This window comes from Mesorhizobium sp. M0802 (assembly GCF_040320115.1).
Classification (GTDB): Bacteria; Pseudomonadota; Alphaproteobacteria; order Rhizobiales; family Rhizobiaceae; genus Mesorhizobium.
In genome coordinates this window covers 46,254-69,107 of record NZ_JAMYOY010000019.1, presented here as the reverse complement: position 1 = coordinate 69,107, position 22,854 = coordinate 46,254, and the positions used below count along the sequence as shown (strand labels likewise).

Sequence of the window (22,854 nt, the reverse complement as noted above, 5' to 3'; positions counted from 1 at the left end):
GATACCAGTGAAGGCGCACAACTCAGAGATCGGTGTTTGCGAGATCGAATCTATACGCTTCCGGAGCGGCAATTTGGCTTAGTCAAGCAGATGGTCGAGGCCACTCCTTCGATGAGCAACTTTCTCGAGGTAGGCTGACTGTTCGGTCGTGAGGCACGGCTTAACGAGCGCCATTTCCCAGTCCTTCAGGGACAAAAGTTGCGCTTTTTCCCGGCCTCGGCGGATCGTGAGCTTGAAGTCTTGAGGGCTGTGCACGACGCCTTTCTTTCTTAACCTCCAGAGAACGGTCGCCAGTTGTTTGGGGGTGAATGCACCCCGCGTCTGCAAATAGTCTATAAAGGAATGAACATCGAAATTGGGTTCAACGTTCGCCAGCGCCACAAGCGCGCTTACTAATCGCCTGCGGCGCGCGTCCTCGACAAGTTGTCGCCGATCTCGATCGACCTTCTTACGAGTGGCGAGCGTGTCTAAGGTGCGGCCTTCTTCGTCGGTCGCAGCTATACCAAAGCGATGAATGCATTCAGATCCGATCAGCAGCCTTGCGGCCGTATGCAAATTGCGGATTTCGAATTGGTAGCGGATGTCGGGATGATCACAGAGTTCACAGTTAGCGGAGGGCGCTTCGAGGTCATGGTAGTCACCAGTGTAGCGCCACTCGCGAAGAGCTTGCGAAAGGCTGCCCTTGTCCCAACTGAGCGGGAGCAGGTTATTCGCAGCCCTCGTTTCCCAACTCATTGGGCTAGGCCAGAGGTCGGTTTGAATTGGTTATGAAGAGCTGTTGGTCGATAGGCCCGAGATAGACCTTATTCAGTAGGAAACTGAATAGAGCCTTTGCGCCTTTTCGATCGGCTGGTATCTCGATACGGCCTGCATTTACGGCGATTGGAAATCCTATAGCCACTGCCTGCGCCTGAATATTTGCGACCGGGTGATTTCCAAGAACGTTGGTCTTCGTGATTGCAAGAACGTGCTTTCGGATACCTTCATCAGCTCCGGCTACGAACGCCGCAGCATCCCCGATGGCGAGGCTAGCGTGGCCGCAAAATGCAGCTAGCTCAGGATCGGTTGCGTCTCGGAAGACAGGGGACATATCGAGGACGCGCCGTAACATGGAGTAACTCTTGAACCGGACCAGTCCTATCGCGTCGACGGTTGCTACCAATTTATTATCCAGTGAGAATGCCGGTTCGACGAGCCGTCGAAAAACATCGCCCTCATATAAAAACGCGAAACGATTAGATAGCACCTGTTGCGGGCCAAAGTTCTGGATCAAGAGCCGCCGATTTGGGCCATTGCCGAGGACGGCGAATAGGCCCTTGACGGATTGATCTTGAAAATTGGCGACATCGAGTACGGGAAGTGCGACCGCGTTCTGGTCCGCTGCAGCTAGCAGCGCTTGTGCCTCTGGCAGGCTTTGGATGAAGAGCACATCCTCGCTGTCTGGAATCCAATCGCCCGTGAATGCAATTTCGTTGGCGATGCCGGCCATGAATTGAGCTTCTTGGTTTTCGAACACCCCGTTTAGTTGGGCCTGCAGCGGATTGGCCAATTGAATGTGTCTGACTTCGGCTATCTCGGCCGGACGGCATACGGCGTAGAGTTGAGTCATTTATTTTCCCCCCAGATCGAGCAGAATGTATTCTGTGAGCTGGCCTACCTGCAATTCCGTGGCGGCAGTGCGAAGATGTTTCTTCGTTATCAGCACGAAAGTCACCCCTTCAGCAGATTGGACTTTGTAGAAGTGCCACCCAAGCAAGCCAAGCAAGGGGTTGAAATGGTAGTTGTACCCAGTGGCGGTTATCACGCCAAATATTGCGACAGTTGGCACCCAGAATTTCCAATCTAGTGTGTTGAATTGCGACGTGAATAGCGGCATTACATAGAGGAGGAGAAACGCGGTGTTCTCATGGTCCGCAGCCTCGATTGACGCTGCTTTGAATTTAGACGCGGGCAGTGAGCGTTTAGCGGTCCAGAGAATCCCGACGCATAGGACACAAAGGATTAGGCAGCCTGTCAGGATGAATTTTGCCGTCTGGGGCGCACATTCAACCCACGCAACCCAAGCATAGGTCAATCCGACCGGGGCGAGGGCCGTGCTTGTGAAGACTAGTCTGGCAAAAACATTGAACATTTGGCTCTTCTATCACGTTGCAGCATTCGGCGGCGATACGACTACAGAAGTCCACAGCGTTTTTAGGCGAAGAGATCGCTTCGTCCTGATAAGGCCCTCTATCGGGCCCGCCCTGTTCCGATCTTAGGTCCCATGGCAGCTTTTATCGGCATCTGCTCTCGAAGCTGCCATTCAGGTTTACGGCCCCTGAGCGGTAGTGTCGTGCGACGTTCTCTCTCGGCCAATCAAGGCCGAGGAGAACTCACATGGGCCATTCTCAATTCGATGATGCCAGTCGCGAGCGCGCAGCTTGGAATGCCGGAAAGAGGGTCGTCACCAAGCGTCCGTTCAACCAGAAGCAGATCTGGGCAATTCGCTTTTTCCTCGATCGCAAGAGACGCGTTCGGGACCGTGCGCTATTCGATCTAGCAATCGACAGCAAGCTTCGCGGTTGTGACCTGGTCAAGATCAGGATTCGCGATGTGGTCGCCCGACCGGAGATAGGGACTCGCGCTGACACGTGGAATACCGGGTAGCTTCGACAATTGTGGGGTGGGAAGCGGACGGACAGCTCTTGAGCTGGGCATGCGACGTTTCAGCCGTTTAAGCACATCGAGGAGAACCGTAAAATTCAACGAATTGCTGGCATTCCCAATGCACGACCTTGACTGCTCTTATGCGGAGGCCTGAGGACATTCCACATTTGTACCGCAATTCGAGGAAGATTAATTTCATATCTGTGGCGAACCGACCGTGGGCCGCTTATGGTCATCACGAACAAAAGGAATTTCAAATGACCAAGAGCATTGCGATTTTCAATAACAAAGGCGGTGTCGGAAAAACGACCTACATGTATCATGTTGGGCATCTTCTCGCCGCGCGCGGGCTCACCGTCCTGATGGTCGATTGCGACAGTCAATGTAACCTGAGTGCATATTGCTTGAGCGACACTGCTATTCGACAATCGTGGGGCACGGAGGGAAACAGTATCTACCGAGCCATTGAGCGTGTCGCACGAGGCATCGGCGACATTCGCCAGAGACAGCCTAGTCCGGTTCCACACGCTCAGGGCAAGCTGTATCTCGTGCCGGGGGATCTTCGACTCAGCGATTTTGAAGACACATTGGGCGACACCTGGAGTGCTGCACGAGGTGGCAACGAGCCTGCGGTGCGAGCTCAATCTGCAATCCATCGCTACATTCAATGGGCTAGCGAGAAAGTCCGCGCAGACTTGGTGCTGTTGGATCTCGGTCCCAACCTGGGCGCGCTGAACCGAGCTGTTCTAGCCTCGGCGGATTACTTCATCACGCCTCTGGCTCCCGACCTGTTTTCCATTCAAGGAACGGAAAACCTCGGCAACAAGCTGGTCGGATGGCGGAAAGAGTGGGATCAAACTAATACCGCATGGAAGGACCCCACTCTCTCTATCCCCAAGGGGAGACCGAGCTACCTTGGCTACGTCGTTCAACAGCATAACGTACGTTCAAATGCTGTTGGGATGACGGAAGGTTGGCAAATTTACGGGAACGAACTCGAGCCTGCGATTCGCGCAAACATTATCGAAAAGCTTACTCCTCTGAATCAAGTACAGGTTTGGCACGATGATGATTATAAACTGGGTTTGATCCCAAATCTTCACAGCCTTGTTCCATATTCTATGGACGCCAAGAAGCCGATCTTCTACTGTAATTCTAGCGATGGCGTTCGCGGTGCTCATCTTGCGAAGGCTAGGGATTCGGCCGATCATTTTGCAGAGATAGTTGACACCCTCAACTCAGTTTCCGCTTGGCCTTAGAGATTGCTTGATTGACCTCATACTTCTGCATTGAATTGGGGGATGGGTATTGCTTTGGGCCGCTGCAAGAGTCGAAATATACTCCCAACAGCCGATACGATTCTCGGCCGAGATCGGTCTCGAAGTGCTCCTAACTCAGTCCACTATTGGAATCGAACGAACGGCAAGTTTCGGGCGACGACATGATCAAACCGAAGGGCTGACTTGGGGTCGGGTGCCGAACGGCGGCTTTCTGAGTTTCTCGGCCAGAACCGGACAGTCGGCAGATGATGCGGTGGACGGCTCTCCTCCCGCCCTGCGGTATGATCGTTGGGCCAGAAGCTGGAGGAGATCTATGATAGGCAACGTTACGACGATTGGTCTGGATATTGCGAAGTCAGTGTTTCAAATCCACGGGTGGATGCGGCGAGTGAGGTTGTCGCTCGCAGGAAGCTGACGCGTGGGCGCGTGATGGCATTCTTCGAGAGCCTGCCACGTTGCCTGGTCGGTATCGAAGCCTGCAGCTCGTCGCATTATTGGGCTCGCGAGCTAATCGCACGTGGTCACGATGTGAGGTTACTGCCGGCACAATATGTGAAGCCTTATCTGAAGCGGCAGAAGAATGATGCCCCAGATGCAGAGGCGATCTGCGAGGCGGTCACTCGGCCGACCATGCGCTTCGTGCCTGCGAAATCACCCGAGCAGCAAAGTGTGATGATGGCTGCACCGGGTCCGGTTGATGCTCAACCGCCAGCGCACGCAGATATCGAACGCGTTGCGGGCACACCTATCCGAGTTCGGGATCGTAGCGCCGATCGGGCGGAATGGGATTGAGCAACTGCTCGTGGTCGTCAACGACGAGAACGAGACCAGGATACCAGCTGACGCGCGGCTATGCCTCGCTTGAGGCGCAGCTCAGGGTCGTGAAGAAACAGATCCTCGAAAACGATCGTAGGGTTCGGGCGAATGCGCGTGAGACCGAGCTTGGTCGCAGGTTGATGGAAATCCCAGGCGTCGGCCCGCTGCTGGCAAGTGCATTCGTGGCTACGGTCGCCGATGCGCATGCGTTCAAGTCGGGGCGCTGTCTATCGGCATGGATCGGACTCGTGCCGAAGCAGCACTCGAGCGGGGGGAAGGAGAGGCTCGGCAGTATCTCCAAGGCCGGCAATCGCTACTTGCGGCAGTTGCTCGTGGTGGGTGCGATGGCGGTCATCCGCTATGCCGAGCGCAACGGTACCAGGAGGCCATGGCTCGTGCAGTTGATGGCGCGGCGAACAGCCAAGGTTGCGGCGGTTGCGTTGGCCAACAAGACCGCCCGGATGGTCTGGGCACTGATGACGAACGGCGAGCGCTACAGGGAGCCGGTCATCGCATAGAACAAGATAAGGCGAGCGATCGCTGACGAGGTTGGAAAGGGCGGACAGGAGCTAATGCACAAAGCCGGTTGATACCGCCGGATCAGGAAAACCCACTGGGGCCGTGCACCTTGAGTGCGAGCTTACGATCGGGACCTGAGACGCGCGAATGGCATTATGGCCAGCGGCACATGATAGGCCGCACCTACAGGTCGGATACATGGCCGCACCAACCAGCAACGGCAACGCTCAAAGAATCCCTTGCCAACGGAGAGCCGTCCCTACACGGCCCCATACAAGTCATTCGCTCGTGCCTTCGCGATGACATTTCTTGGCGCCCCCAATCTTCTAAGCCTGCAACGTTCACTGCATCGCACGGGCGCGTATATTGGGTATCTTCAATATTCTGAAACGTCACGCCATCCTGCTTCCGTTTAACAAAACTCGGAGGCTGCGCCCATGACACCGACGAAGCTCCTTGTCGGTCAGATAGTCGTTGTGTTCGCCATCGTCATTCTCGGCGTATGGACAGCGACTCAATGGTGCGCCCAAACTTTAGATTATCAGCCGCAACTCGGACCCCCATGGTTTGTCGCAGCCGGATGGCCGATCTACAAGCCGTGGCAACTGTTCGAGTGGTGGTTCCATTTCGACGCATACGCGCCCGAGGTCTTCGACACGGCCGGGATGCTTGCGGCCACCACAGGCTTCATGGGCTGCGCGGCCGCCATCGCTGGCTCCCTCTGGCGTGCGCGGCAGCGCGGCCTAGTCACCACTTATGGCTCGTCGCGATGGGCCGTGTCTTGCGAGATCGAGAAGGCAGGGCTGTTTCGACCAGCCGGTGTTTTCCTTGGCAAGCTGAAGGATCACTATCTGCGCCATGACGGGCCGGAACACGTCATGGCCTTTGCGCCGACACGTTCGGGCAAGGGCGTCGGATTGGTCGTTCCAACTCTTCTTTCCTGGACCGGCTCGGCCGTCATTCACGACATCAAGGGCGAGAACTGGCAGCTGACCTCCGGCTGGCGGTCGATGTTCTCGTACTCCCTTTTGTTCAACCCGACTGATCCAAGGTCGGCGCGGTACAACCCGCTGCTGGAAGTGCGCAGGGGCTCAGATGAGGTCCGCGACGTTCAGAACATCGCCGACATTCTCGTCGATCCGGAAGGCGCGCTGGAGCGGCGGAATCATTGGGAGAAGACTAGTCATTCACTCTTGGTCGGGGCCATCTTGCACGTGCTCTACGCCGAAGAAGAAAAGACGCTCGCCCGCGTCGCCACTTTCCTGTCGGATCCGCAACGCTCGTTTGCCACGACACTGCTGCGGATGATGACCACCAACCACCTCGGCACGGCGGACAAACCTCGGGTCCATCCCGTCGTGGCCTCGGCGGCTCGCGAGGTGCTTAACAAATCAGAGAACGAGCGCTCAGGCGTTCTCTCGACCGCCATGTCGTTTCTCGGTCTCTATCGTGATCCGACCGTGGCCGCGGCAACATCGGCCTGCGACTGGCGCATTGCGGACCTGATGGATGCCGAGCGGCCGATGTCGCTCTATCTGGTCGTGCCGCCGTCGGACATCTCGCGCACCAAGCCGCTGGTGAGACTGGTGCTCAATCAAATCGGCCGCAGGCTGACTGAGCGCCTGGAGGGTGACCCGAAGAAGAGCCGCAGGCATCAACTCCTCATGATGCTCGACGAATTCCCGGCGCTCGGACGCCTCGATTTCTTCGAGACCGCGCTTGCCTTCATGGCAGGCTACGGCATCCGCGCCTATCTGATCGCTCAATCCTTGAACCAGATCTCCAAGGCCTATGGCGAGAACAACGCCATTCTCGACAATTGCCATGTGCGGATTGCCTTTTCTTCCAATGACGAGCGCACGGCCAAACGCATCTCGGACGCGCTCGGTACAGCGACGGAACTCAGATCCATGCGCAACTATGCCGGCCATCGGCTGGCACCCTGGCTTTCGCACGTCATGGTGAGCCGCCAGGAAACTGCGCGACCGCTGTTGACACCAGGCGAGGTGATGCAATTGCCGCCTTCGGACGAGCTGGTGCTGATATCAGGATTGCCGCCGATCCGTGCGAACAAGCTCCGCTACTACGAGGACCAGAATTTCACCGAACGGGTGCTGCCGGCGCCGGTGTTGCGCGACGGTCTGTACGCGGACTGTCCTGCGTCGCGCCCCGACGATTGGAGCGGACTAGTCCGCAGTGTTGACCGCCGTCTCGCTGCAGATGACGAAAACGCCGGCGCGGCAATCGAAGAAGACGGCGGCGTGCAACAGCAGCGTCATCCCGGCCTGCCTGAAGACCACGTCGTCGTCTCTCAGGAGCCTGATCAAGACGACCTCTTCAATCTGGCCGACGATGACGCCGAGGCACTCGCAGACAAGCGCGTCATGGACCGGGTTTCCACCGCAGCCAGCGCCTACGGTATCAACGAGGGAAGGGGCGACGACAAGGACATCATCCCCGGCTTCTAAGCGCTTTCGCAGCTCAGGCGTATCTCAGCGTAGATAACGCCCATAAGCGATTTTTCAGATATCGGCGATGTTCGTTGCCGCCGCCGGCGCATCAGCGCCGGCCAGTCGGAACGAGCCCCATGAAGCCCCATCGCATTCGCCACCAGTTTCTGCTCGAACCCGCGTTAAGCGAGAAGCTGGAAACGCTGAGCCGCAACCCGTCGACCACAAAATCGGCGATCGTTGCGAAAGCAGTCGAGGCCTTCATCGAGCGGCGTGGCGAGAACGAACTCGACAATCGTTATGGCAGGCGTCTCGACCGTCTTTCTCGCGACCTCGACCATATCCGAACCGATGTCGAGGTGATCCTGGAGAGCCTCGCACTCTTCATACGCTTTTCGATTACGCTTCATTCCCACACGCCGGTCCCGGATCGGGCGACACAGGCGATTGCCCAAGAGCGCTTTGACAAATTCGTCGAGCAGGTCGGTCGCCAGATCGCCTCCGGGAAGCGCTCGCTTGGCAACGGCAATGGCAATGGAGGCGAAGGATGAGCTCTCATCCCGCAGCCGACCACCGCCGCCGCGCCATGCTGCGCACAGCCATGGGCCACGCGATCACCGAGGCCCTTGCCGATCCGACCGTCATCGAGGTGATGGTCAACCCCGACGGCGCGCTGCGGCTCGACCGGTTGGGAGAAGGCCGGGTCGATACCGGCGTGCATATGCATCCTTCCGAGGCCGAACGCATCGTCCGCCTCGTTGCCTCTCACGTGCGCGCCGAGGCGCATGCGGACAACCCAATCGTCAGTGCCGAACTACCCTCAGGCGAGCGTTTCGAGGGTCTGCTACCGCCGGTCGTGCTGGCGCCATGCTTCGCCATCCGCAAACCGGCGGCAAAACTCTACACGCTGGCCAACTACGTCGCCGATCGCGTCATGCTCCCGCTGCAGGCTGATGCCCTGAGGAAGGCAGTGCGCGAGCGGCGCAACATCCTGGTCGCCGGCGGCACATCGTCGGGCAAAACGACACTTACCAATGCTCTACTGGCAGAAGTCGCCGAATGCGATGAGCGGGTGATCCTGATTGAGGACACCCGCGAGCTGCAATGCGCGGCCAAGGACTGCGTTGCCATGAGGACGAGGCGGGGCTCCATCACACTCGCCGATCTCGTACGCTCGACCTTACGGCTGAGGCCCGACCGCATCATCGTCGGCGAAGTCAGAGGCGCGGAAGCGCTCGATTTGCTGAAGGCATGGAACACCGGACATCCCGGCGGCATTGCCACCGTTCACGCCAATTCGGCACGCTCCGCACTCTATCGTATTGAGCAGCTCGCTCAGGAAGCCGTTGTCACCGTTCCCCGCCGGCTGATCGCCGATGCCGTCGACTTGGTCATCTTTATTGCCGGAAGAGGACCCGCGCGCCGCGTTGACGCGATCGCCGAGGTCACGGGTCTCGACGACAGTGGCGACTACGCCGTTGGCCAGCTCACTCTTCCGCAACTCCAGCAGCTTTGAAAGGTCATCTCATGCGCAAGAAAATTTGCTTTCTTTCGTCCGCCGCCGTCGCGCTTCTTCTCACGGCCCAGGCTCACGCTGCCGGCTCCGGCATGCCGTGGGAACAGCCGCTTCAGCAGATCCTGGAATCGGTGCAGGGGCCGGTGGCCAAGATCGTTGCCGTGATCATCATCATAACCACTGGCCTTACCCTTGCGTTCGGCGACACGGCGGGCGGTTTCCGCCGGCTGATCCAGATCGTCTTCGGCCTGTCGATCGCCTTCGCGGCCTCGAGCTTCTTTCTTTCCTTCTTCTCCTTTGGCGGCGGGGCAGTCGTCTGATGAGCACCGGAGAGCAGCATATCGAAGGCTTCGAGGTTCTGGTCCATCGGGCGCTCACCGAGCCGATCCTGCTCGGCGGCGCGCCGCGGGCGGTGGCGATCCTCAATGGCACGGTGGCCGCCGCCATCGGCCTAGGCCTGCAGCAGTGGATTGCCGGTCTGATCCTCTGGATCGCCGGCCACACGCTCGCGGTCTTTGCCGCACGGCGTGATCCGGATTTTGCCAGCGTGCTTGTCCGTCATCTTCGTCAAAAGGGCTGGCTTGCATGCTGAAGCTTTCCGAATACCGCGGCAAAGCCGACCGGCTTGCCGACCATCTGCCCTGGGCAGCACTCGTCGCGCCCGGCATCGTGCTCAACAAGGATGGCAGCTTCCAACGGACATTGCGGTTTCGTGGCCCCGACCTTGAAAGCGCGACGGAGGCCGAACTCATCGGCATATGCGCGCGGGCAAACAATGCGCTGAGAAGGCTCGGCTCTGGCTGGGCATTATTCTTCGAGGCCGAGCGCATCGAAGCGCTGGGCTATGCGAGCTCGGCCCTTCCCGATGCTGCCTCATGGCTGATCGATGAGGAACGGCGCGCGGCCTTCGAGGGCAAGGTCGCGCATTTCGAGAGCATCTATCATCTGACCTTGGTCTTCATGCCCGGGCCCGATGGCCAAGCGCGCGCGGAAAGTGCTCTCGTCGACTCGCATGACTTGGGAGGGGAAAGAGACTGGCGCCAGGAGCTTGCCCGGTTCCGAGACGAGACTGACCGCGTTCTCGATCTTCTTTCGGGCTTCGTGCCCGAGGTGCGCGCGCTCGACGATGCCGAGACCCTGACTTACCTGCACGGCACGATCTCGACACGCCGTCATCCGGTCGCCGTGCCGGAAACGCCAATGTATCTCGACGGCGTCCTGGTTGACGCGCCGCTGACCGGCGGCCTAGAGCCGATGCTGGGCGAGCAGCATCTGCGCACGCTCACAGTTCTCGGCTTTCCGAACGTCACCCGGCCAGGAATCCTTGATGCGCTCAATAACCAGGATTTCGCCTATCGCTGGGTGACGCGCTTCATTCCACTCGACAAGGCGGAAGCCACGAAGACGCTGACTCGGCTCCGCCGGCAGTGGTTTGCCAAGCGCAAATCGATCGCGGCTATTCTGCGCGAGGTGGTGACCAACGAACCGGTGCCTCTCGTCGACAGCGACGCCGACAACAAGGCGCTCGATGCCGATGCAGCACTGCAGGCATTGGGCGGCGATCATGTCGGCTTCGGCTATCTCACCACAACGGTGACGGTGTGGGATCAGAACCGTAAAGCCGCCGCGGAAAAGCTTCGCGCCGTCGAGCGGATCGTCAACGGGCTCGGCTTCACCACCATTCGCGAAAGCATCAATGCCGTCGAAGCGTGGCTTGGTTCATTGCCGGGTCATGTCTACGCCAACGTTCGCCAGCCGCTCGTTCACACGCTTAACCTTGCCCATCTCGTGCCGCTGTCGTCCGTGTGGGCAGGTCCAGCGGAGAACGAGCACCTTGCCGAGGTCACCGGCGATCACGCTCCGCCGCTTCTTTTCGCCGAAACCAGCGGCTCGACGCCGTTTCGGCTTTCGACCCATATCGGCGATGTCGGCCACATGCTGATTGTCGGGCCGACCGGTGCCGGCAAGTCGGTTCTGCTTGCCCTGATCGCTTTGCAGTTCCGGCGCTACGCTGGCGCGCAAATCTATGTCTTCGACAAAGGCAATTCGGCCCGCGCCGCCGCGCTTGCCATGGGCGGCGACCACCATGCGTTGGGTGCGAATGGTGCGCTTGCTTTCCAGCCGCTGCGCCACATCGACGACCCGGCCACACAGAGCTGGGCGGCCGAATGGATCGCCGGCCTCATTGCCCACGAGAATGTCACCGTCACCCCGGAGGTGAAGGAGGCAATCTGGTCGGCGCTCACCAGCCTCGCCACCGCGCCGGCGCAGGAACGCACGCTGACTGGCCTGTCGGTCCTGCTTCAGTCCAATGCGCTCAAATCGGCATTGATGCCCTACACGCTCGACGGACCATTCGGCCGACTGCTCGATGCCGATGACGACCGGCTGGCCATCTCGGATGTGCAGTGTTTCGAAACCCAGGAGCTGATGCACAGCCAAGGCGCTGTGCTGCCTGTGCTCACCTATCTGTTCCATCGTCTTGAGGACCGGTTTGACGGGCGGCCGACGCTGCTCATGCTCGACGAGGCCTGGGTCTATCTCGACAACCCGCTCTTTGCCGCCCGCATCCGCGAATGGCTTAAGGTGCTGCGTAAGAAAAACGTCTCCGTCATCTTCGCGACGCAGTCGCTTGCCGACATCGCCGGCTCTTCTATCGCACCCGCAATCATCGAGAGCTGCCCGCAGCGCATTTTTCTCCCCAATGATCGTGCGGTGGAGCCGCAGGCACGGGCAGCCTATGAGCGCTTCGGTCTTAATGAGCGACAGATCGAATTGGTCGCCCGCGCCACGCCGAAGCGCCACTACTATCTGCAGTCGCGCCGCGGCAATCGCCTCTTCGAGCTCGGGCTAGGCCCGATCGCTCTTGCGCTTTGCGGCGCCTCCGACCCGGCCGCGCAGACCCTGATCGACAATATTCTTTCCGAAGAAGGGCAGGGCAGCTTTGCCGCCCGTTTCTTCAGTGCGCGCGGCCTGGATTGGGCTGCCGAGCTTCTCCAGCAATTTCCTCAACCTAACAAGGAGCAATCGTCATGATCGGACGCCGCCTTTTTACTAGCCTGGTCACCGTTTGCCTGATTGCCAAACCGATGGCTGACTACGTCCAGCCGGCCTATGCGCTCATCGTGTTTGACCCGTCCAACTATACGCAGAATGTGCTGTCGGCAGCACGCGCATTGGAGCAGATCAACAACCAAATCCAGTCGCTTCAGAACCAGGCGACCATGCTGCAGAACATGGCGCGCAACCTTCAGCGCCTGGATTTCTCTTCCGTGGGCCAGCTTACCGGCTCGCTCCAACGGATTGACGGTCTGATGACCCAGGCGAGCGGCCTGAGCTTCGATCTCGGCAAGCTGCAGGACCAGTGGCGCCAGCAATATCCGGAAAGCTACGACGCCACCATCAAGGTCAGCGATGTGGCGAGCGCCGCGCGCGAGCGCTGGCAGAGCGCCATGCAGGCGTTCCGCCAGACCATGAGCGCGCAGTCGCAGATCGTCGAGAACGTGCAGGCCGATGGCGACCTGCTTACCGATCTCGTCAATCGCAGTCAGGGCGCGGCAGGTGCCCTCGAGGCAAGCCAGGCTACCAATCAGCTGATCGCGCTTTCGACCAAGCAGCAGATGCAGATCCAGACGCTGCTTGCGACCCAGTTCCGGGCCGAGGCCGAGGATGCGGCGCGCAAGGCGCAGTCTGAGGAAGCCGCTCGCGAGACGACGAAGCGTTTCCTGGGCACCGGCACGGCTTATCCCGGCAACTGAGCGGCAGTTCTTCAAGACAACGAGGAAGGCGGCGACATGAACGACCTCGGAGTCATCGATCGCTTCATGGAGACCTTTACCCGCTACATTGACAGTGGGTTCGGTCTGCTTTCGGGCGACGTCGCCTTTCTCACCACCATTCTGATCGGCATTGACATCACGCTCGCGGGCTTGGTCTGGGCGTTCGGCGGCGAGCCCAACATTCTCGGCCGGCTTGTTCGCAAAGTGCTCTATGTCGGCGCCTTCGCCTTCGTCCTGAACAATTTCAAGAACCTCGCCGACATAATTTACCGCTCCTTTGCCGGTCTCGGCATCAACGCATCGGCCGGCAACCTGTCCGCCGACAGTCTCCTGCGGCCAGGCCGCATTGCCGCGGCCGGCTTCGAGGGCGCCTGGCCGCTCCTCAATCAAGCGAGCCAGCTAGTAGGCTTCCCCGAGATCTTCGGTAACGCGCTCACCATCTTCGTGCTGCTTCTGGCCTGGTTCCTGGTCCTCATCGCCTTCTTCATTCTTTCCATCCAGCTCTTCATCACCATCCTCGAGTTCAAGCTCACCACGCTGGCCGGCTTCGTCCTGGTGCCCTTCGCGCTCTGGAACCGTTCGGCGTTTCTGGCCGAGCGCGTGCTCGGCAATGTGATTTCGTCGGGCATCAAGGTGATGGTGCTTGCCGTCATCGTCGGCATCGGCTCCACGCTCTTTGGCGAGTTCGCTTCCGCCCTGCAGGGCCAGGAGCCGGACCTGGCGGCGGCCATGTCTCAGGTGCTGGGTGCGCTGGCGCTGCTTGGGCTCGGCATTTTCGGCCCCGGGATTGCCTCGGGTCTCGTTTCCGGCGCGCCGCAGCTTGGCGCCGGCGCGGCACTTGGAACAACGGCGGCCGCAGCTGGATCAACGCTCGTTGCCGGAGGCGCTGCGTTTGCCGGCGCGCGCATGGCAACAGGCGGCGGCCTCGCCGCAGTCCGTGCCGGCGCCGCCATGGGGTCCGCTGCCACCGTCGCCTGGCAAACGGGGCGCGCGACATCGCCCGAGTCCGGGCTGTCCGGGGTAGCTGCTGGGCTGCAGGGGGTTGCGAGTGCCGCTGGCGGCGCCGCGATGCAGGGAATGCGATCTGCTTCAGAGCCTTTCCGACGCAGCGCCGACGCCGGCCGCGATGCCGGCTGGACAGCGACCGGTGGCACGCCGTTCAGCTCGATGAGCGGAAGTTCGCCCGCTGCGGATCCAACCCCGGCGCCTCCATGGGCAAGGCGTCTGCGCTCCGAACAGGCCGCGCGCGCCCATCGCCATGCTGCCACGCAGGTGGTGCGCGATGGCGATCGGGGCGGAAGCGGCGCCAACCCCTCTCTCAACGACAAGGAAGATTAGATGCTCTTCAAGCGACCCGTTCAGCGTTACGGAAAGACGTCCGAGCCTGAAACACCTTATCAAAAGGCCGGTCAGCTCTGGGACGAACGCATCGGCACAGCGCGCGTGCAGGCGAGGAACTGGCGCCTTATGGCCTTTGGCTGCCTGGCCTTGGCCGCGGGGCTTTCCGGCGGGCTTCTATGGCAGTCGGCGCAGGGCCGCTTTGTGCCTTACGTCGTTGAGGTCGACCGTTTTGGTGAGGCGCGCGCCGTCGCGCCGGCAATTCAGGACTACCAGCCTGACGATGCCCAGATCGCCTGGCATCTCGGCCGCTTCATCCAGAATGTCCGCTCCATCTCCACCGATCCGGTGCTGGTGCGGCAGAACTGGCTGTCGGCCTATGATTTCGCCACCGACCGCGCGGCGCTTTTCCTCAACGAGCATGCCAAGGCGAACGACCCGTTCAGTCAGATCGGCACGCGCAGCGTGTCGGTGCAGGTGACCAGCGTCGTCAGGGCTTCCGACAGTTCATTCCAGGTCAAATGGACCGAGCAGATTTTTGAGCGTGGTAGCCTTTCGAGCACGACGCGCTGGACAGGTATCCTCACCATAGTGATCCGCTCGCCGACGAACACTGACCAGCTGCGCAAGAACCCTCTCGGCGTCTTCATCAACGCCATCGACTGGTCGCGCGAGCTCGACAGCGCCGCGCCAACCCCCTTTTCCCCTAAGGAGCCCGCCAATGACAAATAGAGCCCCATTGCTTCGTGCTGCCTTGATCCTGTCGGCGTCTGCTGCGGTTCTTTCGGCCTGTGCCTCGAAGCCAGTGCCGCCGCCTCAGATTTCCTATGACCACGAGGACTTCGAACCAGCCGCGATCGAGAAGGCGCCGGAGAAGCCGATCAAGGTCGTGGAAGTGCCGAAACCGTTACCGTTGCCTGGTCAGTTGATGCCCGCACCCGGCAAGCCCGGCCCAGATAAGCGCTCGCCGGAAGAACAGGTCGCCGATGCCAACAAGGCGGCGACGCAACAACCCACCAAGTTTGGCTATGTCAATGCGGTGCAGGTTTACCCCTTTGCCGACGGCGCGCTCTACCAGCTCTACGCCGCGCCGGAGCGCGTCACCGATATCTCATTGCAGCGGGGCGAGAAGCTGACCTCGGTCTCAGCCGGCGATACGGTCCGTTGGGTGATCGGCGACACCGTTAGTGGCTCAGGCGATGACCAGCGCACTCATGTGCTGGTGAAGCCATTCGCGCCCGGGCTTGCCACCAATCTGGTCATCACGACGGACAGGCGATCCTATCACCTGCAGCTTCAAAGCACTGAGAAAACTGCCATGGCGGCGCTCTCCTGGATTTACAGCGAAGACCAACTCGTGGCGCTTCGGCGGCGCAACGCCCAGGCCGAGGCTGAAATGCCCGCGGCCTCGAACGTAGCACTCGAAAACATCCGCTTCCGCTATTCGATCGCCGGCGACACGCCACCATGGAGACCGACGCGCGCCTTTGATGATGGCAGCAGGGTCTATATCGAATTCCCGCGCCGTATAGACCAAGGTGAGGCGCCGCCGCTCTTCATCGTCGGAGCCGACGGGGACAACCAGCTCGTCAACTATCGCATGCGCGGCAACTACTACATCGTCGATCGCCTCTTTGCTGCGGCCGAGCTAAGGCTGGGCACCAAACAGCAGCAGGTGGTGCGCATTACGAGAACCGACGGTCGGAAACCGCCGCGGCGGGTTTCGCTGTTTTCGCGTTTTGGCAGGTGAGGGGAGGCTCATGACCGATACTTCCCATCCGAATGCTCCGCCGAAGCTCAATCCCGAACAGCTGCAGCTGCGAGCCTCGCCCCGCCGAGCGGTGCGGTTCAGGCGCGGCATAATCGTCGCGATCGCTGCTGTTGGTTCCGGCGCTGTTTTTGGCGTCACGATGATGGCGCTGCGGGGACCCGCATTGCGCCTGAAACAGCAGGCCGAAGAGCTCTACAGCACGGACCGCAAGCCGACCGCCGAGGGACTTGAATCGCTGCCCAAGGACTATTCCGGGAGCAAGCCGAAGGCTCCGGTGCTTGGACCGCCGCTGCCCGGGGATCTCGGCCGTCCTATTCTCGAGCACCAGCGCCAGCTTGGCATCGCACCTGGGCAAGACGTTTCCGCCGAGGCGCAGCGGCTTGCACAACAAGCGATTGAGGCGCGCGAGTCGCAAGTCCTCTTCCGCATCGAAAACCGGCCCCAGCAGGCGGAAGCTTTTGGCAATGGGCAGGGCGGACGTTCGCCTTTCGAGACGGCGTCTCCGCAGCCAGATGCCGAAGGCCAGCGAGCTTCCGTCGCGCCGGCCGAGGGCGACCAGAACAATCAACAGCGCAAGCTCGATTTCATCGACCAACGGAACACCGGCGGGATCTACAACCCGCATGCACTGCAGACGCCGGCTTCGCCCTATCAGATCATGGCCGGTAGCGTGATCGCTGCAAGCCTGATCACCGGCATCAATTCCGATCTGCCCGGCCTTGTCGTCGCCCAGATCACCGAGAATGTGCACGACAGCGTCACCGGCAGCATCCTGCTCATCCCGCAGGGCTCACGGCTGATCGGCACCTACGATAGCGTTGTTGCCTTTGGGCAAAGGCGCGCTCTGTTGGTGTGGCAACGCATCGTTATGCCGGACGGCTCCTCTACCGAAATCGACAATCTGCCCGTGACCGACGCGGCCGGCTATGCCGGGCTTGAGGACAAGGTGGATTTCCATACTTGGCAGCTGATCAAGGGAGTCGCGGTGGCCACATTGCTGGGGGTTGGTACCGAGTTGAGCTTTGGGGAAAATGAAAGCGACTTGGTCAAGGCAATTCGTGAATCCGCCCAGCAGAACGTCAGTCAAGCCGGCCAACGGATCACGGAAAAGAACCTGAACGTCCAACCCACGATCACCGTCCGCCCTGGTTGGCCGTTGCGCGTCGTCGTGCACAAGGACCTCGTGTTGCGGCCATATACGGGGTGAACAGGAGGACTTGATGGCTAATTTGAAACTCGGAAAACTTCCGGACCGGACACCTTCGAAGATCACCATCACCGTTGGCGCCGACTTGAGCCAAGCACTTAATGACTATGCCGCACTTTACCGTCAGACCTATGGCGAGTCCGAAACCGTGGCTGAACTGATCCCCTTTATGCTGGTCGGATTTCTGGAAGGTGACCGGGCATTTGCCAAGGCCAGAAAGGAAGGTTTACTGGGCGCTGGCGCCTCGGAGAAACCACGAAGGCAATCATCTTCCACGCTGGACAACGGGTAGCGCTTGGTGTCGTTTGGTCGCACGCTAGGTTCTTGATCCTGACCGCGTTGCGGCCGGTCCCGGCGAGCGCTTCGCAAAATTGAGATCAGGCTTTCGCTTTACGCGTTGAGGTAGGTTTTCTTGGCCGGAGCAGCCTTCCTTCCCAAACCTAACGATTTTGCCAGCGCTTATCAGGCGGCCGAATAGTTCAGGGCGACCACGGGATAGTCCTTCGCCAGTCCCCACCTCGCCTGGTATGTATCGGGGCCGTGCATGCGTGCGATCTACCGGTGGGGAGTTTTTCTCGAGCCTTTCGGCCGCGTCCGCCAGTTCCTTCGATCATTTCTTGAGCAGCGAATTCGCTTCCTCCCGGAAATATTGCCCAAGATGGTCAAGCAAAGCATGGATCGAACGCGGATCCTTGGGGTCTGCGAGGTGAGCGGGGTCGCCACGCCGAATTAGGGCATGTAGCCAAGCCCACTGCCGCGGTTGCGGCTGGTCCGGCAAAGCGGCGATGAGCTCTGCGGTCTCGGCGTCGGCCTGTTGCTGTCGCAACGCGACCAGAGCCGCCTTTTCAACCGCTTCTGACTCGCCGTCGACCAAGCCTTCGAGAAACTCCACAGACTCCTCGATCGGCATCCATCCCGCAAGTTCGGCGACCATCAGACGGTCCGAACTATCTGTGCACTCGCTCATGCGAGTGATCGTCTCGACCAAGCGTCGCCGTGGTGCGGCACGGCACAGCAAGCGCCTAATTTGATGGCGAACGGGAACCGGCGCTGCGGCGTGGTCGCCCAGCAGGACGTCCGCTGCCCTTTCGGCATGAGCTCCAACAACAGGTAGGCGGCCGACTCTGCGCGGGACGCAGCACGCCGGCGGTGATGAGCCGATCGCGAGTCGCGTCTGCAACGGCCAGTCTGGCAGCAACGCTGGCCGTCCACGGATAGATCGCACTCCCATCAAGTAGCGTGCCAGCGAGACGGAGCAAAGCATATCCGTCGCTGGCATGGAACGCCTGGGTGCGTTTCTCTATCGTCGCCCTTCGCCAATACCGATCGACCAGCTCATATTCGCCGACAGCCGGCCCAGCGCTCGCTTCCGGGAATTCGGCAATAGATCGCCGCCAATGTGGGACGTGTAAGCGACAGCAGCACGTCGTCAGGGAGGAACTTAGGATCGCGGCCGGGACCGGCGGAGATGTTCACGCACTTGCGCCAAGGTGAAGTCAGGCACGGCCACTTCGCTCAGCCCCTCGGTCGTCTGATGCAGCAGCCTCGTCATACGATTCTCCGCTGAGATCACCGTCCTGATACCCAGGCGCGCCCAGGGCACCGCTGTCGGCGGCTAGATCCGGATCGGGCCAGGTGGTCGAGGAACAAGGTCAGCCAGACGCCATCCTTGTTGCCAAGTTGCGGAAATCCTCGCAATTGGCAAGCTGCGGTCAAAATCGGTGCGCCAAATGGTCTGACGAACTTATACATCCGGGACAGGTAAGACCGGCTATTCTAGCCTTCGTCAGATCACAGGTCCACCATCGCCGAACCTTCGAGCGAGAGCAACAGCCGAATCTGCCAGCGGCTATTCCCGAACGAATTGATCCGCACCTGCGTTGACTGAAGCCCACATATCGTCGGGTTCCTCGGCATCGGCAACGTTTTGCGTCATCTGCCAAAGAGTGTCGAGAACGTCTGAACCATCTGCAGCGGTAGTCAGTTGCCCTACCCAAGCAGTTATCGCTGCTACCGGCCAGGCGACGACAAACGAGATTAGATCGCCATTTACAAATCCGGCCACGTCTCCGGTCAAGGACTTCCCGCTCCCGCTTTTCGCGGTCGTATATGAACCGGACACTTTGTTCCCCACAACGGCAAGAAACATCTTCGAACCAAGCTCGTTTTTCCAATGTCCGGCAAAGTCGGGACCGTTGCCTGAAGTCATCGAAAGCAGCTTGAGCGCCGTCTCAACTTTTCGCACGTTACATTCCTCCCAAGGTCGACCTTGTGTGGCTTATATCCAAAGGGAGCTTGACGAAGCAAGGCACGTTCCGTCAGTTGTGGGAGAAAAAGGGGTGATAGCAATCAAGACAGAAAACCAGCCAGCCTAGATTCACCACTCGTCATGGCCGATGAATCCAATGCGCTGACGACGGCGACAAGAGACCGCCGGCCCCTCCGGAGCCAATCCATCATTCCAACCAATCTTTCTGTCCCGCATTGCGCTTTGTTGCCGGCAATAGAAGAACGACTCTGTCCAGGATCTGATTTCAGACAGAATTGTTGCCCGCACCGGACGGCAGTTTCTAGACGCAGATATTGAATGCACCCCTCAGATCGGCGCACTCCCCCTGCGCCACGGAACATTCGCTGACTAGCATTGGGCTTGTTCTCGGATTGCCGCTTCGTGTTCGCGTACGAGTTCTTGGAAGCTAGCGAACGCGACGTAGAACAGCATCTGTTCTCGCTCCAGCAAGGTCACAATCTTGGCAAGGTCGAGCGGCTCACGTCCGCCGAACCCGTAACGGACCTGGCCCGTCTTCTCGTTGACGATCCGCGTTACGAGTTGCGTCATTCCAACCACAAACCGCGGCGAGAAACGATGATTGTAGGCATTGCGGAAATCGTCGGTGCCACCGCGGAAGGCACTTGCGCCAATGGCGTCAAGCGCGCGCTTAAGTCCTTTGTAGCATCCCCAAGACTTGCCATACTTGTCAGCCACGTGGGGATAGATGTCGTAGTCGAGCGGCAGGTCGTCGCTCCAGGTGGCGGGCCGCTTGAGCATATTCGCCTGATGGCACAGATGGGCGGCGGCGAAGCCGAAGCGCCCCTTGACTACATAGGGAGAGTTCAAGGCGTTGGTGGCGAGTGTGTCGATGAATTCATGGGTCGCGTCAAATTGTTTCTTCTGCGTTAGCGACTGGATCACCCTTGACCAAGCTGTCAGGCTATGGACGTCGTTGGTAAATCTATTGATGGTATTGGCGAGCTCACGCCCAAATTCGTCGAGCATCCACGAATACGCCATCCATTGGACGCCAATCGGATTGGGCAAGTTCGACCAATTGTAGGGCATATAGCGCCCGGTCAGCGGCGTCCCCTTTAAGGTTTTCCGGAACTGTCGATAGAGCGAGATCCCCATAGCGAGAGTTGTACTCGACGGCGTTCAAAAAGCCATACGCGTCAGTCGCCATTTCAATCGGATCGCGCCGGTATAATTCGGCTTAGGGATTGGGTTCGAGGGCGTCGCGATATGACGTTTGCATGGCGAACCAGCGCGATGGCGGAGCATTGACGGGCGGGCAATGGAACTTTTCCGGTGTCCTCTACCAGTTGCTTGCAACGTTGAAGGCCGGCCTCACCGCAATGATCGAATAAGTGGTAGCCAACCGCGACGGTGCCAGCGTCCGCATCGTCGTCGAGCGCGCAAGAGGCGGCGATGCCCAGACGCTCCAACCTGTGGTCCGCAGGGTCGACTAAATCAAGATCCGCCGGGGAATGGCGCCTTGGACTTCGCGCACGATCGTTGAAGAGGTGCTGCCAGATCTGTTTCAGGCCGCGGGCAATGGTGCACAGCCAACCGAATTCCGGTTCATCACAATCTCGATGGGACGGATGCGTTCGCAAAGTTCGTCGAGTCAATCGGCAACGCGCATCGAAATGGCAAAGGTCCAGCGGATCTCGATACCTTAGAGCTGCGCTTTCGCTGGCGGACGGAAAGAATATCACCGGAAGGTCTGTTCAGCCACATCGTCGAGACCTTGGACGCTCCTGAAGTGTGGCGTTTTCTGGCGACCCTCATAGTGGCGGGCTGGTCGGAGGCAGCAATCACCGATGAGATCGATACTATGCTGGCCGAACTCGTCGATGAGCGCGAGGAGATCTCCGCCAAGCGCAAGGCGTTTGTGGCGCAGCTCCTCGGCTTAGGCACGGGGTAGGCGTGTCGCTTTCCGCAAACGCCCTGCTTCAAGCGGTCGATCTCATCCTGCGCGGCTGACCTTAGCGCGGCGCATACCGTGGATTCTTCGCCCTCAAATCGAGACGCCCTGCAGGTGGCGAGATATGATCGGACCATTGGATGTGCGGGGCGTGCCGGCGTCGATCGAAGCCCCACTTTCGGTTCCGGACAAGGCAAGACCTGTCGGCTGTGCCGCGCCGCACAGGAGATGATTGATGCCGGCCAATGCGCGATGTTGTTGGCGGCGAGGGGGGAACCGACATCGAGGCCAAGGAAGGTCTGCTTGTGAAGGTCGGCAACAGGGCGGTATCGCGCTGCGGCGGCGATGAATGCCGCACGGTGCACAGTTGGCTTAAAATTAGTTGGGCTGTGTTGTGGATCACTGGAGGCTGCTCTGCTGAGAGCCTCACTTGACCAAGGCAGCTTTGCGCCCAATCTTGGTCGTTCAGCGCCCGGCGACCCACTCCCAAAAGCGGACATGCGCAAGTAGCTAGAATAGCGCGCTTACAAAAGCCGACATTGGCCTGGCACCTTTGGCCAATAGTCAGGCGCTTGCATGGTCCTAAGGTCTACCCTCAGCAAACATTCTGCGTCTCGTGGAGATCAAACATGGGACATCTTTTGCCTCTCGCCAAGCATCAGGCGATCAAGCAGTGGCGATTCTCGAACCGGCCGGAATTTCATTCAGCCTTGGCTTCGCAAGCGCGTTAATTACCGGCCGCTCCCCCGCAGCGGCGGCCGCTTGCCCGGGGTCATACCCGGAAGTCGTCATCAGGCCGATGATGATCGGGCCACACTTCGACAGGCCGATGCTAGAATGCGCCCTGAACTACATTGATGCGATGTCGAGGTGCGTTCCAGTCCCGGGCGTTGCGCTTGCAGGACAGGACGCGCATGTGTTGGACGACCTGTCGGGAAACCAGCGGTTCTTCTTGGGTTTTGCCCAGAACTGGAGCGGGAACTATTGCGCCCCGGTCCTTCAGCATGCCCTGCTGACGGATCCGCTTGCGCCCGCGGTGCAGCGGACGTGGATCGTGCGTAACTTCGATGCATGGTACGAAACATTCGACGTCCAGCCACCGATGATCTATTCCTCCGGAGGAGGACCGCGTGAAAGGCTGGTAGCGGAGCGCGGGACATCCTTAACGCAGGGCGGCCCACGTCCGCCCTGCCATCTTGCCCCGCGAGCAGTATCAACCCACACGTTGTTCCTGTCCCTGGATGTGTGTGCTCCGGGCTTGTAGTTGGGGTAGACCGAAAACTGCATTGACCATCAAGAACAGCCCCTTGTTTCCTGTGAGTATCCGGTC

General features: G+C 59.8%; 21 protein-coding genes and 2 pseudogenes. 16 read left to right on the top strand and 7 right to left on the bottom strand.

Going from position 1 to position 22,854, the window contains the following annotated elements:
• Positions 1-78: 78 nt before the first annotated feature.
• The 3 genes from NKI10_RS24025 to NKI10_RS24015 are packed head-to-tail and all read right to left on the bottom strand — an operon-like array spanning position 79 to position 2,131.
• The gene (locus NKI10_RS24025; protein WP_023806687.1) at positions 79-735 is read right to left on the bottom strand and encodes a hypothetical protein; all 657 of its coding nucleotides are present in this window, start codon (positions 733-735) and stop codon (positions 79-81) included.
• 4 nt (positions 736-739) lie between these two features.
• Positions 740-1,609: a hypothetical protein gene (locus NKI10_RS24020; RefSeq protein ID WP_023711824.1), complete on the bottom strand. Its 870-nt coding sequence runs from the start codon at positions 1,607-1,609 to the stop codon at positions 740-742.
• A complete protein-coding gene (locus NKI10_RS24015) occupies positions 1,610-2,131 on the bottom strand; it encodes a KwaA family protein (protein WP_023806688.1) in 522 nt (173 codons plus the stop codon).
• Positions 2,132-2,376: 245 nt separating this feature from the next.
• Here NKI10_RS24015 and NKI10_RS24010 point away from each other — a divergent pair, with 245 nt between their 5' ends.
• From NKI10_RS24010 to NKI10_RS23940, 15 genes and pseudogenes are all read left to right on the top strand, one after another.
• Positions 2,377-2,646, top strand: coding sequence for a site-specific integrase (locus NKI10_RS24010; RefSeq protein ID WP_023806689.1), 270 nt, complete (start codon positions 2,377-2,379; stop codon positions 2,644-2,646).
• A 257-nt stretch (positions 2,647-2,903) separates the two neighbouring features.
• Positions 2,904-3,905, top strand: coding sequence for a ParA family protein (locus NKI10_RS24005; RefSeq protein WP_023711822.1), 1,002 nt, complete (start codon positions 2,904-2,906; stop codon positions 3,903-3,905).
• A 337-nt stretch (positions 3,906-4,242) separates the two neighbouring features.
• Positions 4,243-5,260, top strand: a pseudogene (locus NKI10_RS24000) (IS110 family RNA-guided transposase).
• A 438-nt stretch (positions 5,261-5,698) separates the two neighbouring features.
• Complete coding sequence (locus tag NKI10_RS23995) at positions 5,699-7,729, top strand: conjugal transfer protein TraG (protein ID WP_023711821.1); 2,031 nt, start codon at positions 5,699-5,701, stop codon at positions 7,727-7,729.
• 119 nt (positions 7,730-7,848) lie between these two features.
• On the top strand, positions 7,849-8,262 hold the full coding sequence (locus NKI10_RS23990) for a hypothetical protein (RefSeq protein ID WP_023711820.1): 414 nt from the start codon (positions 7,849-7,851) through the stop codon (positions 8,260-8,262).
• Positions 8,259-9,227 carry a P-type conjugative transfer ATPase TrbB gene (gene trbB, locus NKI10_RS23985; RefSeq protein ID WP_352862139.1) on the top strand — a complete coding sequence of 323 codons (969 nt, stop codon included), beginning with the start codon at positions 8,259-8,261 and terminating at the stop codon, positions 9,225-9,227. The genes NKI10_RS23990 and trbB overlap by 4 nt, the downstream gene beginning before the upstream one ends.
• Positions 9,228-9,238: 11 nt before the next feature.
• Complete coding sequence (locus tag NKI10_RS23980; protein WP_023711818.1) at positions 9,239-9,547, top strand: TrbC/VirB2 family type IV secretion system protein; 309 nt, start codon at positions 9,239-9,241, stop codon at positions 9,545-9,547.
• Positions 9,547-9,819, top strand: coding sequence for a VirB3 family type IV secretion system protein (locus tag NKI10_RS23975; protein WP_023689361.1), 273 nt, complete (start codon positions 9,547-9,549; stop codon positions 9,817-9,819). Before NKI10_RS23980 ends, NKI10_RS23975 begins: the two co-directional genes overlap by 1 nt.
• On the top strand, positions 9,813-12,263 hold the full coding sequence (gene trbE / locus NKI10_RS23970; protein ID WP_023711817.1) for a conjugal transfer protein TrbE: 2,451 nt from the start codon (positions 9,813-9,815) through the stop codon (positions 12,261-12,263). The genes NKI10_RS23975 and trbE overlap by 7 nt, the downstream gene beginning before the upstream one ends.
• Positions 12,260-12,985 carry a P-type conjugative transfer protein TrbJ gene (gene trbJ, locus NKI10_RS23965; protein WP_352862138.1) on the top strand — a complete coding sequence of 242 codons (726 nt, stop codon included), beginning with the start codon at positions 12,260-12,262 and terminating at the stop codon, positions 12,983-12,985. Before trbE ends, trbJ begins: the two co-directional genes overlap by 4 nt.
• Positions 12,986-13,021: 36 nt before the next feature.
• Positions 13,022-14,344, top strand: a complete 1,323-nt coding sequence (gene trbL / locus NKI10_RS23960) for a P-type conjugative transfer protein TrbL (protein WP_023806695.1) — start codon at positions 13,022-13,024, stop codon at positions 14,342-14,344.
• Complete coding sequence (trbF, locus tag NKI10_RS23955; RefSeq protein WP_023711815.1) at positions 14,345-15,076, top strand: conjugal transfer protein TrbF; 732 nt, start codon at positions 14,345-14,347, stop codon at positions 15,074-15,076.
• Positions 15,066-16,094 (top strand): P-type conjugative transfer protein TrbG, encoded by a 1,029-nt coding sequence (trbG, locus tag NKI10_RS23950; protein ID WP_031198762.1) that lies wholly within the window; start codon positions 15,066-15,068, stop codon positions 16,092-16,094. The genes trbF and trbG overlap by 11 nt, the downstream gene beginning before the upstream one ends.
• Positions 16,095-16,104: 10 nt before the next feature.
• Entirely contained in the window at positions 16,105-17,322 is a 1,218-nt protein-coding gene (locus NKI10_RS23945; RefSeq protein WP_023806697.1) for a TraB/TrbI/VirB10 family type IV secretion system protein, read from the top strand.
• A gap of 13 nt (positions 17,323-17,335) precedes the next feature.
• Entirely contained in the window at positions 17,336-17,614 is a 279-nt protein-coding gene (locus NKI10_RS23940) for a DUF2274 domain-containing protein (protein ID WP_023692449.1), read from the top strand.
• Positions 17,615-17,787: 173 nt separating this feature from the next.
• Here NKI10_RS23940 and NKI10_RS23935 read toward each other — a convergent pair.
• From NKI10_RS23935 to NKI10_RS23920, 4 genes and pseudogenes are all read right to left on the bottom strand, one after another.
• Positions 17,788-17,859, bottom strand: a pseudogene (locus tag NKI10_RS23935) (MucR family transcriptional regulator); the annotation flags it as partial.
• 73 nt (positions 17,860-17,932) lie between these two features.
• Positions 17,933-18,256: a hypothetical protein gene (locus NKI10_RS23930; protein WP_155921672.1), complete on the bottom strand. Its 324-nt coding sequence runs from the start codon at positions 18,254-18,256 to the stop codon at positions 17,933-17,935.
• Between the two features lie 915 nt (positions 18,257-19,171).
• Positions 19,172-19,567 carry an avidin/streptavidin family protein gene (locus NKI10_RS23925; protein WP_023711810.1) on the bottom strand — a complete coding sequence of 132 codons (396 nt, stop codon included), beginning with the start codon at positions 19,565-19,567 and terminating at the stop codon, positions 19,172-19,174.
• Positions 19,568-19,960: 393 nt separating this feature from the next.
• Positions 19,961-20,728 carry a hypothetical protein gene (locus NKI10_RS23920; RefSeq protein WP_023822559.1) on the bottom strand — a complete coding sequence of 256 codons (768 nt, stop codon included), beginning with the start codon at positions 20,726-20,728 and terminating at the stop codon, positions 19,961-19,963.
• Between the two features lie 1,595 nt (positions 20,729-22,323).
• Between NKI10_RS23920 and NKI10_RS23915 the strand changes: the two genes are divergently transcribed.
• Positions 22,324-22,788: a M13-type metalloendopeptidase gene (locus tag NKI10_RS23915; protein ID WP_023806704.1), complete on the top strand. Its 465-nt coding sequence runs from the start codon at positions 22,324-22,326 to the stop codon at positions 22,786-22,788.
• Positions 22,789-22,854 lie beyond the last annotated feature (66 nt).